The following is a 12,296-nucleotide window of genomic DNA, read 5'->3' as shown; positions in this document are numbered from 1 at the left end:
TGTTGGCGGCATGGTGACACTCAGTGAAGCTGGCGAGGCCGGGCGCGCCCGGTACACGTACCGGCTTCGTGTGTCGTCGAGTGCGCGTACGGCGCTGGAGGCGGAGTGGGCACGGTGCCGGTGGGTCTGGAACGAGTGTGTTGCCAAGTCCAGGGCGGTCCACCTGCACAACAAGACCACGGGACAGGAGGGCGACAAGCGGACCTGTGGCCCGGCGCAGCTCGACAGGATGCTGACCGGGGCGCGGGAGCGTACGCCGTGGCTGCGGGAGGGCAGCTCGGTTGTTCAGCAGCAGGTGATCCGGGATTTCGGCAAGGCGCGTGCGAAGGCGCACAAGGACATTCGGGAACGTCTGCCTCAGCGGCAGCGGGCTGGTATGCCGGGGTGGAAGAAGAAGCGGGAGGCGTTGCCGTCGCTGAACTACAGTCGGCGCGGGTTCCGGCTGAAAGACGGTCGCTTGTGCCTGGCGGGTGGGATCGTGCTGAGGGTGGTGTGGTCGCGCAGCCTGCCGGGCGAACCGTCCTCGGTGCGCGTGTACCAGGACAGCGTCGGGCACTGGTACTGCTCGTTCGTGGTCCCCGCCGAGGTGCAGCCGCTGCCGGAGACCGGCCGGGTGCTCGGCGTGGACTGGGGGGTGAAGCAGACCGCGACCACCACATCCAACGCCCATGATCTGCCGCACGCCCAGCACGGCCGCAAGGCGCAGGCCCGGCTGACGCGTTACGACCGGATGATGGCCCGCCGCCGTCCGAAGAAGGGGCGGGCCGCCTCGAAGGGCTACCGCGAGGCGAAGAAGTGGCGGGCGAAGACCTACGCGAAGATCGCCCGGCAGCGGCAGGACGCCGGCCGCAAGTGGGCGAAGAAGGTCGTGACCGACCACGACGCCATCGCCGTCGAGGACTTCAGGCCGAAGTTCCTCGCCCAGTCCTCGATGGCGCGCAAGGCGGCGGACGCCGCGATCGGAGCCACGAAGAAGGCCCTGATCGAGATGGGCCGCAAGCACGGACGCGACATCCGTCTCGTGCATCCCGCGCACACCACGATGGACTGCGCATCGTGCGGAGCGAGAACCAAGCACGCACTGCCGTTGTCCGAGCGCACCTACACGTGCACCGCGTGCGGAGCCGTCTCCCCCAGAGACAAGAACTCCGCCCGCGTGATGCTCGTCCGGGCAGGTCTGAACCCGGCTGGTGTCGAGGGCGTAAGACCACCGGGAGCGCTGCTCCCGGAGGCGGCCTGAGCCAGGAATCCCCGCTCAGCCCTGAAGGAAGGAATCCCCTTCCCTTCAGGGAGGGGAGCAGTCAATCAGGGTCGGTCAGGAGCGTGTGCGCAGCGCGGGATGGTCGGCCACCACCGTGCACGACCCCGGCGCGATCTCCGTGAAGCCCGCGTCGCGCACCAACGGCAGCCCGGAGGTGGTCAGTCCACTCCAGCGTGCCGGGTCGGCGGTGCGGACGGCGAGGGGGAAACCGGCGTCGCGCCAGGCCGCCCGCTCCTCGTCCGACAGCTCCCACCAGGCCAGCTGCGCGCCGTGCCCGGCCTGCGCCATCGTCTTGCCGGCGGACATGTCGAGGTCGGGGTTGAGCCACAGCACCGGCACGGTCGGGTCGGCGTCCACCGGGGGCTCCGGGTCGTCGAGATCGGTGCCCGAGACCTGGAGCTTGACCAGGTCCTTCGGCCAGCCGTCCAGGGGGACCGGTGGGAAAACGCGCACCTCGGCGGACTTCCCGGTCACCGTGATGCCGGGCAGCGCCTCGGCCCGCCGCCACTCGGCGCCGCGCGCCCGTCGTACGACCTTGCGAATCCGGGCGTCCTGCCAGTCCCGCACCGCCTGCGCCCACTCGCCGTCCCCGAGGGCCCGCTCATCGCCGAGGATCGTCAGCACGGCGCGGGCGGCGGTCTCCAGCGCGTCCGTACGCGCGGGGGGAGCGGCCTTCTCGATACGCACGACCAGCGGCAGCACGAACTGCGGGGCCTCGTCGCGCGCGGTGCGCTCGGATCGGAAGGGGCTGTCCTCGGCCGAGCCGGGTGTGTCGGGTCGGCCGGGTGCGTCGGCTACGGTCGGGTCGCTGCTCACGCCCTCCAGTGTGCCAGGCGGAAGATCGGTTCTTCGGCGGCGGTCGCCGTCACCCGGAACAGGCGGTCCGCTGCGCCTCCTGCCACTCGCAGACGGGACACAGCGTGATCCCCTTGTACGACTCCGGGTACTCGGTCGGCTTCCGGCACAGCACGCACTCGGCGAACGGCGGCCCGACGTCGGTCGGGTCCGGTGCCGGGGCGGGGAGCGCCGGGGTGGCGCAGTAGTCGTCGCTCATGGGTCCCAGCGTAGGCCGGGACCTGAGCGTGCCTACGTGGTGCCGTGCCGCTCGCCCTGCGTCGCCGAGCCGATCATCTCGGAGACCTTCACGAAGCGGAAACCCTGCTTGCGAAGCTCGGGGACGATCGTCCGCAGGGCCTGTTCGGTCACCGGGGCCGCGCTGCGCGTGCAGTGCATGACGACGACGGAGCCGGGCTTCACGCCCTCCAGCACCTGACGGGCCACGGCGTCGGCGTCGGTGGCGAAGGCGTCCCCGCTGACGACGTCCCACTGCACGGCGGTCACGCCCACCGCGCTCAGCGTGCGCAGTGCCTGCTGGTCGTAGCACCCGCCGGGGAACCGGAAGTAGGGCATCGCGTGGGGCACGCCCGCCTTCTTGAAAGCGGTGTAGGCCTCCTCCACTTCGGCCCGCATCCGCTCCTGGGGCACGGTGGGCAGGCCGTAGCAGCTGTCGGTGAAGGCGTAGTGGCTGTACGAGTGGTTGGCGACCTCGAAGAGCGGGTCCTGCCCGATGTCCTTGGCCTCCTTCGGGTACTCGTCGGCCCAGCGCCCCGTCATGAACACGGTCGCCGGCACCTTGAACGCGCGCAGCGCGGCGATCAGTTGGGGGTTGTCGAAGTGCTCGCCGGCGGCCGCGCGTGGCCCCTCGTTCGCGGTCATGTCCGCGTCGAAGGTCAGCGCGACGGTCTTGCCCGCCGTCCGCGGACCGTTGGTGAAGACGGGGGTGATACCGCTGGAGCCGGGGGCGAGCGTGGGGGGTCGCGAGGGCGGGGCGCTGGTACTGCCCGAGGCCGACGCGGGGTATCCCGGTCGGGCGGCGTGCGGGGTTCCCGGTGTCCCGCAGGCGGCGAGTGCGACCCCGAGTGCGCCGAGGGCGCAAGTCGCGGCGAATTGTCGTACTGGAATGATCATCACATGAAGATATATGGGCAAGTCTGACTATTAGCCCATTGTCCTCCTGTGCCCGTTGGCGGCGGCACGGAAGTCACCCGGCTGGACCCGGCGGAATACCGGACGGCCTTGTGCGTCGGTTCCCTTTCCCCTTGTCCGCTCCCCTTGTCCGCCTCCCTTGTCCGCGTGCAGGATCGAACCCCTGCCGCGACCGGTCCGAACGGCAGGACCGACGTGAGACGGGGTGGATACCGGTGCCGAACCGGCCGCGCGTTGCTCCATCGGTCCTCGTCACGGCGGTCGCCCTGCTGGCGAGCGGGTGCTTTCTGGGGCCGTCGGATCCGGCGGATGCGACGGTGTTCGGGGCCCGGGCCGAAGGAGGGGCGATCGTCGTCAAGATCCCGCTCTGTCCCTCCGACGTACTGCGGCGGGTGGAGGTCACGGACTGGGACAAGGCCGAGGACGCGAACCCGCCGATCGTCTGGTGGGCCTCCGGTCCGAGGACGGCGTCGGCGAAGAGAGGTGTTGTCAGGCTCTGGTCGGCCGAGGGGTTCGAGCGTCACACGGCCGAGCCCGCCCCGGTGCCGAGCACCCTCGACGTGGCGTACGTGGATACCTCGGGTGAGGGGCTCGACTCCGTTCTCGATCTGCACGCGGTCGTGACGGCGAAACTGAGGCCCGGACAGTACTGGACCGACGACGGCCCGAGGACCGCCGCCCAGATCGACGCCCAACTCGACTGCCACGACAGCACATGAGCCGTGGGTGTGCCCAGACGCTAGCCTCCGGCGAGCAGTCGCCGTCGGCTCTCTGCCACGTCGAAGTCCGCCTTCGGATACTGCGGATCCAGCCTCTCGAGGTGTTCCAGGAGCAGTTTGCTGATCGCCCAGTTCCGGTACCACTTGCGGTCGGCGGGGACGAGGAACCAGGGGGCGTGCGGTGTGGAACAGCGCTCTAGAGCGGTCTCGTACGCCTGCTGGTACGCGGGCCACAGTTCACGGTCGTCGATGTCGTCGGCGGTGAACTTCCAGTGCTTGTCGGGGTTGTCGAGCCGTGCGAGAAGGCGGCGGCGCTGCTGGTCGTACGAGATGTGCAGGAAGCACTTCACGATGGTGACGCCGTCGTCGGCGAGGGACTTCTCGAAGCGGTTGATCTCGCCGTAGCGGTGGGCGATCTCCTTGCGGGGAGCCAGTTCGCGGACGCGGGCGATCAGGACGTCCTCGTAGTGCGAGCGGTCGAAGATGCCGATCTCGCCGGGTTCGGGCAGAGCCCGTCTGATCCGCCAGAGGAAGGAGTGACCGCGCTCCTCGGCGGTCGGCGCCTTGAAGCCCCGGATGCGGCAGCCTGCGGGGTTGAAATGCCCGATGACATGCTTGACCGTGCCGCCTTTGCCGCTGGTGTCCATGCCCTGGAGGACCAGCAGGATCCGGCGGCGGTCCCCCCTCGTACTCCCGGCCCACAAGCGTTCTTGCAGGTCGGCGAGGCGTTCGCCCATCTGGGCGATGGCGGCCAGTCCGGCGGCCTTGTCACGCGGACCGGCGGGCCTGGCCCTGGCGTCGTACGAGGAGAGGTCGACGTCCTTGCCGCCGGGGACGCGCAGCAGCCGGCGCAACGGGGCCGGGGCCCCGTCCTCGCCCTGTCCGCCGTCCTTCGTGCCCTTGCCGTCCTTCTTGGCCACCGCGTACCCCTTCCGGCCGTGTGCCTCGATGGTGCGACGCGTGCCGGGTACCCGCGAGTCGTGCTCAGGCCTCTTCGAGGGTGACCAGGACGGCCGGTTCCGGACGGCTGTCGGGGTCGATGTTCACGATGAGGCGCGGACCGTACGGCGTCATCACGGTCCGCGCGAGCCGACCGTTCCCAGCACGGCCGCCGACCGTCACCGCCGTCTCGACCACACCTGGTGTACCGGTAGTCCGTCCACGGCGCGGCACTAGTCGATCAGCTCGGTGCTGTGGGCACGGGCGAGGCGGCTGATGCGGTCCAGCGCCTCGGTGGCCGGCCGCGGGGCGATACGGCGGCCGTCGCGCAGGCGAAGGGCGATCTCGTCGGCGGCGGTCTCACGGGGGCCGATCACCGCCTGGTAGGGGACGAGGCGGGCGGCGCGGATCCGGGCGCCCAGGGTGCCCTGGTCAGGGGAGATGAGCCGCGCTCGGAGGCCGAGGTCCAGACAGCGGCGTACGAGGTCGGCCGCCTGTTCGACCTCGGCACTCGCGTCGGAGACGGGCAGGGCCACCAGCTGGGTCGGGGCGAGCCAGGGCGGGAAGGCGCCCCTGTGCGCCTCGACGAGGTGGGCGACGGCTCGCTCCAGGCTGCCGATGACACTGCGGTGGACCATGACCGGACGGTGTTTCGCCCCGTCGGCGCCGATGTAGTGGAGGTCGAAGCGCTCGGGCTGGTGGAAGTCGACCTGGACGGTGGAGAGGGTGGACTCCCTGCCCGCCGGGTCGGCGATCTGCACGTCGATCTTTGGGCCGTAGAACGCGGCCTCGCCCTCCACGGCCTCGTACGCCATACCGGAGCGGTCGAGGACCTCGCGCAGCAGCGCCGCCGAGCGCCGCCACAGCTCGGGGTCGGCGACGTACTTGCCGCCGGGACCCGGCAGGGAGAGCCGGACGCGGGCCGCGTGGATGCCCATCGCCTCGTACGCCTGACGGATCAACTCCAGTGCCGCCGACGCCTCTTCGGCGACCTGATCCAGGGTGCAGAAGATGTGCGCGTCGTTGAGCTGGATGGCGCGTACGCGGGTGAGGCCACCGAGGACACCGGACGGTTCAGAACGGTACATACCGCCCAACTCGGCCATGCGGAGCGGAAGTTCGCGGTAACTGTGGGAGCGGGAGCGGTAGATGAGCGCGTGGTGGGGACACAGGCTCGGGCGCAGCACCACCTGCTCCCCGCCGAGTTCCATCGGGGGGAACATGTCCTCGCTGTAGTGCGACCAGTGCCCGGAGATCTCGTACAGCTCCCGTTTGCCCAGCACCGGTGAGTACACATGCTGGTAGCCCGCGCGTCGCTCGGCGTCGCGGACGTACTCCTCCAGGGCATGGCGCACGGCCGCACCCTCGGGCAGCCAGTACGGCAGGCCCGCGCCCATCAGAGGATCGGTGTCGAACAGATCCAGTTCACGGCCGAGGCGGCGGTGGTCGGGGAGGGCGGTCATGGTGGTCTCCTCGCTTCTCATGGGCGAGTGACCACACGGCGAAGCCCCGGGGCACTCGCCCCGGGGCTTCGGACTCGTCAGCAGTCAGCGCGCCGGGACACTCTCCGACGTCGTCGTGTTCATGGCGGCACGCTTCATGTGGGGGATGCTAGCAGCGAGCCGGCGGGCGGTCGCGGCATTTAGAGTTCCGGGCATCCGTATCCGTCGGCCGTCACCGTGGCGGTACCGGTCCTGACCCGTGCGCCGACTCGTCGTCGGCGGAGTCGGGGCTGGGGCGAGGGCCCGGGGCGGGGTTGTCGAGCGGGAGCTCGTCCTCCGCGGCCTCGTCGAACGTGAACTTGTCACGCTTGGGTTCGTCGAGCACGAACTCGTCGTCCCTGTGCCCGTCGCCCCTGTGCTCGTCGGGCCGTGGACGCGCCGGTATCTGTTCCACCGTCGGTGCCCCCGGCTGGGTCTGTGCCCGTTCCAGGAACCGCAGGAGTTCCACCGGGAAGGGCAGTACGAGGGTGGAGTTCTTCTCGGCGGCGACCGCCACCACGGTCTGCAGCAGGCGCAGTTGGAGCGCGGCGGGCTGCTCGGACATCACCCCGGCGGCCTCCGCCAGCTTCTTCGACGCCTGGAGCTCGGCGTCCGCGTTGATGATGCGGGCCCGCCGTTCACGGTCGGCCTCGGCCTGCCGGGCCATCGACCGTTTCATCGTCTCCGGCAGTGACACGTCCTTGATCTCGACCCGGTCGATCTGCACACCCCAGCCCATGGCCGGACTGTCGATCATCAACTCCAGGCCCTGGTTGAGCTTCTCCCGGTTGGAGAGCAGATCGTCCAGGTCGCTCTTGCCGATGATCGAGCGCAGTGAGGTCTGCGCCATCTGCGAGACCGCGAAGCGGTAGTCCTCGACCTGGATGACCGCGTCGGCCGCGTCGACCACCTTGAAGTAGATGACCGCGTCGACCCGGACCGTGACGTTGTCCCGAGTGATGCCGTCCTGCGCGGGCACCGGCATCGTCACGATCTGCATGTTGACCTTACGCAGCCGGTCCACGCCCGGGATGATCATGGTGAACCCGGGTGGTCGTATGCCATCCCTGAGCCGCCCGAGCCGGAGCACCACGCCCCGCTCGTACTGTTTGACGACCCGGGCCGCCGCAGCGATGTACACCACCCCGGCGGTACCGACCACCGCGGCCGTGGCCAACAGCTCATCGAGCATGACAACCCCCTTTCGAGCCGCCTCATACCACCACTAATCCCACGATATGCCTCACACGGGCTCGCGGTCGAGGATCTCCGACCGCGAGCCCCCGGGGGTCAGCCGGTGGTCAGCAGGGGGTCAGCCGGTGGTCACCTTCACCGGTTCCGTCCCCGCCTCACTGTGCCGCGCCGACCAGTTCTCCAGTGCGGTGCGGCAGGCGTGATCGAGGTGGTGCAGACCGGAGAGGTTCAGCTCGACCGGGCGGTCCTGGGGCAGCGCCTCGAGGCTGTCGAGGATCTTCGGCAGCCTCAGGAAGGTCGCGTTGCCCGACAGATACGCCTGGACGGGGCCCGCACCCTTGTCTATGACCTCCAGGCGGACGTGCGAGGCCTCCCACGCCGTCTTGACGACGGCCAGGGCGAGGCCGATGAGCACCCCCTCGAACATGCTGACGGCGACGATCGACACCGCCGTGACGACGAGGATCAGCGCCTCACCCCGGTGCTCGCGCCACAACGAGGCGATCTCGCGCAGCGGGATCAGCTTCCAGCCCGCGTGCACCAGGATGCCGGCGAGGGCGGGCAGCGGGATGACACCGAGCGCGGCGGGCAGCAGCGCCGCGAACAGCAGCAGCCAGACGCCGTGCAGCACGCGGGACGCCTTCGTCCGCGCGCCCGCCTGGACGTTCGCCGCGCTGCGCACGATCACCGCGGTCATCGGCAGCGCGCCGAGCAGTCCGCAGACCGTGTTGCCCGCGCCCTGCGCCATCAGTTCCCTGTCGTACTCGGTCCGTGGGCCGTTGTGCAGCCGGTCCACGGCCGCCGCGCTGAACAGCGACTCGGCGGAGGCGATCAGGGTGAAGGCGAGCACGGTACCGAGCACGCCCACGCTCGCGAGCTCGCCGAAGGCGTCCAGGCTCGGCAACTGGATCGAGCCCACCAGCCCCCGCACCTCGACCTTGGCCACCGGCAGCCCGAACCCCGAGGCCGCCAGCGTGGCCAGTACGACCGCGCCGAGCGCCCCCGGCACCGTACGCACCCGTCGTGGCAGCCGCCGCCACAGGACGAGCACGGCGATCGTGCCCGCCCCGAGTCCGACCGAGGCCAGCGCCTCGGTGCCGCGGGCCGCGTCGGCGACGGCCTCCGGCAGCCCGGCGAGCTTGTCGAGTCCGGAGGCGGGGGCCTTGAGCCCGGCCATCGAGTAGAGCTGGCCCGCGATCAGCACGAGGCCGATCCCGGCGAGCATGCCCTCGACGACGGCCACCGAGATGGCCCGGAAGTAGCGCCCCAGCTTCAGGGCGCCCATGAGGAGTTGGAGCACACCCGTGGCGAGCACGACGACTCCGAGGACGGCGAGTCCGTACTCCCGCACGGCCTCGAAGACCAGCACGGTCAGTCCGGCCGCCGGGCCCGACACCTGAAGGCTGCTGCCGCGCATCAGGCCGGTGACGAGACCGCCCACGATGCCGGTGACCAGGCCGAGTTCGGCCGGGACGCCGGAGGCGACGGCGACACCTACGCACAACGGCAGGGCGACCAGGAACACGACGATCGAGGCGGCGAAGTCCTGCCGCAGGTGGGGGAGTTTGCTCATGAGGCTCGAAGTGTTCATGGCGCGGCTCACAGCGCTTCGAAGGTGTCGGTGTGCGCACGGTGTTCGCGCACGGCTCCGGTGTGGACCTCGTAGTACCAGCCGTGCAGACGCAGTCGGCCCGCCGTCAGGGCCCTTTCCACACAGGGGTATCCGCGCAGCCTGAGCAGTTGCGCGAGGACGTGGTTCTGAACCGCGTCGGCGACGGTGGGGTCGTCGTCCGGCGCGTGGGACGGGCGTTTCGCCTGTGCGAGCCAGTCGCGTACGGCGGGTACGGCCGTCAGGTCCTCGCCGCGCACCAGCGCGCCGACGGCGCCGCAGTGCGAGTGGCCGCAGACCACGATCTCGGACACGCCGAGCACGTCCACCGCGTACTCGACGGTGGCCGCCTCGGAGGTCGGCCGGTCGGGGACGTACGGCGGGACGATGTTGCCCGCGGTGCGCAGCTCGAAGAGCTCGCCCGGGCGGGCGCCGGTGATCAGGGCCGGAACGACCCGGGAGTCGGAGCAGGTGATGAACAGGACCTGCGGGGACTGGCCGTCGGCGAGCGAGGCGAAATCCTCGGGCCGCCGGCCGAAGGAGCGGGCATGGTCGATGAGGGGCTGCATGTCAGTTCCTCCTGGCGCGCCCTGAGGGCGCGTCGGCTTACAAGACGGAGCGTGGGGGGACGCGCTCCGCTCAGCAGCGGAAGACCTGAAGTGCGGCGGGGGAGTGGGCGGTCGAGGATCTCGACGTGCGCGGGTGCGCCGGGACGAGCGCGAGCGGCGGGTACGAGGCCGCGGGGTCGCTCGCCAGCAGGGCGCGCGTGGGCGTGTCGGGGACGAGATCCTCGTCGCGGGTCCGCTGACGGGCGCCCAGCGGGGGTGCCACCTTGTGCGGATGCTCCGCTTCGGCGCACGAGACGACTTCGCCCCTGTGCGCGGACGCGAACGCCTCGGTGGGGGCGAAGAGTTGCAGGCTGATCAGGACGGCGGCGAGGACCATATACAGGGGTCGGGCCGTCGTACCTCGCACCATGCGCCCCCTCCCAGCGTCTCGTCCCCCATGTCAATACATAGGTTAACGCGGCAAGTTGTTTGCAGGGTTAACTCGACGTTTCACAGTGAAGAGGGCCGAAAACGTCGTGGAGGGGCCGAAAACTATGCCTCGACGAGGCCCTTGGCGTCGCGGGCCAGCGCGGTGAGCCGGGAGATCGCGCGGAAGTACTTCTTCCGGTAGCCGCCGTTCAGCATCTCCTCGCTGAAGAGCTGGTCGAAGGGCATCCCGGAGGCGAGGACGGGCACCTCGCGGTCGTACAGCCGGTCGGCGAGCACCACGAGTCGCAGCGCCGTCGACTGGTCCGGCACCGGCTGGACGTCGGTGAGGCAGACGGCCTTCAGGTCGTCGGTCAGGGCGCCGTAGCGGCTGGGGTGCACGCGCGCGAGGTGGTCGAGCAGATGCGGGAAGTCGTCGAGGGAGGCCCCGGCGGTGGCGTACGCGGCCTTCGTGACCTGCTCGTCGGTGAACGGGGCCGGGGCCTCGGGCAGTCCGCGGTGGCGGTAGTCCTCGCCGTCGATGCGCAGCGGCCGGAAGTGCGCGGACAGCCCCTGGATCTCGCGCAGGAAGTCGGCGGCCGCGAACCGGCCCTCGCCGAGCTTGCCGGGCAGCGTGTTCGAGGTGGCCGCGAGCGCGACCCCCGCGTCGACCAGCTTGCCCAGCAGGGTGGAGACCAGGACGGTGTCGCCCGGGTCGTCGAGTTCGAACTCGTCGATGCACAGGAGTCGGTGCCCGGAGAGCGTCTGCACGGTCTTCTGGAAGCCGAGCGCGCCGACCAGGTTCGTCAGCTCCACGAAGGTGCCGAAGGCCTTGAGCGCGGGCTCGGCCGCGGTGGCGTGCCACAGGGAGGCGAGCAGGTGGGTCTTGCCGACGCCGTAGCCGCCGTCCAGGTAGACACCGCGGGGGCCGGCCGGGGTCTTCGGTGCCTTGGCCTTGCCGAAGCCGAAGAAGCCCCGCTTGCCGCCGCCGAGGGCGTGTGCCCCGCCGAGACCGGCCGCGAAGCCGGCGAGGACCCGTACGGCCTCGGTCTGGCTCGGCTGGTTCGGGTCCGGAATGTACGTTTCGAAGCGCACCGAGTCGAAGCGCGGGGGCGGCACCATCTCGGCGACCAGCCGGTCCGCGGGGACGTGCGGCTCGCGGGCGCACAGGGACGAGGGGGCCGCTTCGGGTATCGGTTCGATCCCGGAAGCGGCGGTGGAGGAGGACACGGTTATCCACTCTAAGGGCCGTGCCACACTGCACGACATGCGACGCCTGTTCCCTGTGACCTACGAAACAGCAGCCCAGGCCACCGCCGGGCGCCCCGACGGCCCTGGTGCGGCGGTGACGGACGCGGCAGACCGTGAGTGGGAGCTGCTGGAGCTGGCGGAGGCGTACGCCTACCCCGAGGCGCGCTCCGCCGGTGCCCGGGAGCCCTGGCTGCGCGCCAACATGGTCTCCACGCTCGACGGCGCGGCCCAGCACGACGGGAAGTCCCAGGGCATCTCCAGCGCCGCCGACATGCGGATCTTCGGAGTGCTGCGGGCTCTCGCGGACGTCGTGGTCGTCGGCGCGGAAACGGTACGCCAGGAGGGTTACCGCCCCGCACGCGCGCGTGCCGAGTTCGCGGCGCGGCGGGAGGCGGCCGGACAGGGCCCGGCGCCCGCGATCGCCGTCGTCACCGCGAGCCTCGACCTCGACTTCTCGTTGCCGCTGTTCACCTCGCCCCTGGTGCCCACGCTGGTCCTCACGGGCGCGGCGGCGGCCCCCGAGCGGGTGGCGGCGGCCGAGAAGGCGGGCGCCCGGGTGGTGATCGCCGGGGACGGCGTGGGCGTGGACCCGGTACGGGCCGTACAAGCCCTCGCCGAGCGCGGCATGACCCGGCTGCTGACGGAGGGCGGCCCGCGGCTGCTGGGTCAGATGGCCGCGGCGGGTGTCCTCGACGAACTCTGTCTGACCCTGTCGCCGACACTCACGGCGGGTGACGCGCAGCGGATCGCCGGAGGGCCCTCGATGGCGGTTCCCCAGCGGTTCGAACTGGCGTCCCTCCTGGAGGAGGCCGGATTCCTCTTCGCCCGATACCGTCGCCCCTGACCGTCGGTCCCGGTCGTCGACCCCGGTGTCGACCCCGA

General features: G+C 70.8%; 14 protein-coding genes. 3 read left to right on the top strand and 11 right to left on the bottom strand.

Annotation, left to right across the window (positions count from 1 at the left end):
• Nucleotides 1–10: 10 nt before the first annotated feature.
• The gene (locus OG568_RS14185) at nt 11–1,240 is read left to right on the top strand and encodes an RNA-guided endonuclease InsQ/TnpB family protein (protein WP_329531798.1); all 1,230 of its coding nucleotides are present in this window, start codon (nt 11–13) and stop codon (nt 1,238–1,240) included.
• A gap of 75 nt (nt 1,241–1,315) precedes the next feature.
• Here OG568_RS14185 and OG568_RS14180 read toward each other — a convergent pair whose 3' ends face one another.
• From OG568_RS14180 to OG568_RS14170, 3 genes are read right to left on the bottom strand one after another with little or no spacing between them, the layout of a single operon-like run.
• Nucleotides 1,316–2,077 carry an aminoacyl-tRNA hydrolase gene (locus OG568_RS14180; RefSeq protein ID WP_329531797.1) on the bottom strand — a complete coding sequence of 254 codons (762 nt, stop codon included), beginning with the start codon at nt 2,075–2,077 and terminating at the stop codon, nt 1,316–1,318.
• A 49-nt stretch (nt 2,078–2,126) separates the two neighbouring features.
• Nucleotides 2,127–2,315, bottom strand: a complete 189-nt coding sequence (locus OG568_RS14175; protein ID WP_266586755.1) for a hypothetical protein — start codon at nt 2,313–2,315, stop codon at nt 2,127–2,129.
• Between the two features lie 32 nt (nt 2,316–2,347).
• The gene (locus OG568_RS14170) at nt 2,348–3,229 is read right to left on the bottom strand and encodes a polysaccharide deacetylase family protein (RefSeq protein ID WP_329531796.1); all 882 of its coding nucleotides are present in this window, start codon (nt 3,227–3,229) and stop codon (nt 2,348–2,350) included.
• A 233-nt stretch (nt 3,230–3,462) separates the two neighbouring features.
• Here OG568_RS14170 and OG568_RS14165 point away from each other — a divergent pair, with 233 nt between their 5' ends.
• On the top strand, nt 3,463–3,966 hold the full coding sequence (locus OG568_RS14165) for a hypothetical protein (RefSeq protein WP_329531795.1): 504 nt from the start codon (nt 3,463–3,465) through the stop codon (nt 3,964–3,966).
• Nucleotides 3,967–3,986: 20 nt separating this feature from the next.
• Here OG568_RS14165 and OG568_RS14160 read toward each other — a convergent pair whose 3' ends face one another.
• From OG568_RS14160 to zapE, 8 genes are all read right to left on the bottom strand, one after another.
• Entirely contained in the window at nt 3,987–4,886 is a 900-nt protein-coding gene (locus tag OG568_RS14160) for a polyphosphate kinase 2 family protein (RefSeq protein ID WP_443077645.1), read from the bottom strand.
• A gap of 64 nt (nt 4,887–4,950) precedes the next feature.
• Nucleotides 4,951–5,103, bottom strand: coding sequence for a hypothetical protein (locus tag OG568_RS14155; protein WP_329531794.1), 153 nt, complete (start codon nt 5,101–5,103; stop codon nt 4,951–4,953).
• Between the two features lie 35 nt (nt 5,104–5,138).
• The gene (gene thrS / locus OG568_RS14150; RefSeq protein ID WP_329531793.1) at nt 5,139–6,368 is read right to left on the bottom strand and encodes a threonine--tRNA ligase; all 1,230 of its coding nucleotides are present in this window, start codon (nt 6,366–6,368) and stop codon (nt 5,139–5,141) included.
• Nucleotides 6,369–6,579: 211 nt separating this feature from the next.
• Nucleotides 6,580–7,578, bottom strand: a complete 999-nt coding sequence (locus OG568_RS14145; RefSeq protein ID WP_329531792.1) for a slipin family protein — start codon at nt 7,576–7,578, stop codon at nt 6,580–6,582.
• A gap of 120 nt (nt 7,579–7,698) precedes the next feature.
• Complete coding sequence (locus OG568_RS14140; RefSeq protein WP_329531791.1) at nt 7,699–9,153, bottom strand: SulP family inorganic anion transporter; 1,455 nt, start codon at nt 9,151–9,153, stop codon at nt 7,699–7,701.
• Between the two features lie 26 nt (nt 9,154–9,179).
• On the bottom strand, nt 9,180–9,758 hold the full coding sequence (locus OG568_RS14135) for a carbonic anhydrase (protein ID WP_329531790.1): 579 nt from the start codon (nt 9,756–9,758) through the stop codon (nt 9,180–9,182).
• Nucleotides 9,759–9,828: 70 nt separating this feature from the next.
• Nucleotides 9,829–10,167 (bottom strand): hypothetical protein, encoded by a 339-nt coding sequence (locus OG568_RS14130; protein WP_329531789.1) that lies wholly within the window; start codon nt 10,165–10,167, stop codon nt 9,829–9,831.
• Nucleotides 10,168–10,289: 122 nt separating this feature from the next.
• A complete protein-coding gene (gene zapE, locus OG568_RS14125; RefSeq protein WP_443077644.1) occupies nt 10,290–11,432 on the bottom strand; it encodes a cell division protein ZapE in 1,143 nt (380 codons plus the stop codon).
• Here zapE and OG568_RS14120 point away from each other — a divergent pair.
• Nucleotides 11,431–12,258: a pyrimidine reductase family protein gene (locus tag OG568_RS14120; RefSeq protein ID WP_329531788.1), complete on the top strand. Its 828-nt coding sequence runs from the start codon at nt 11,431–11,433 to the stop codon at nt 12,256–12,258. The genes zapE and OG568_RS14120 overlap by 2 nt on opposite strands.
• Nucleotides 12,259–12,296: the final 38 nt, after the last annotated feature.

The sequence above is a fragment of the Streptomyces sp. NBC_01450 genome (genome assembly GCF_036227505.1).
In the GTDB taxonomy this organism is placed as follows: domain Bacteria; phylum Actinomycetota; class Actinomycetes; order Streptomycetales; family Streptomycetaceae; genus Streptomyces.
Note: the sequence above shows the minus strand (reverse complement) of the source record. Positions and strands in the feature narration are given on the sequence as shown.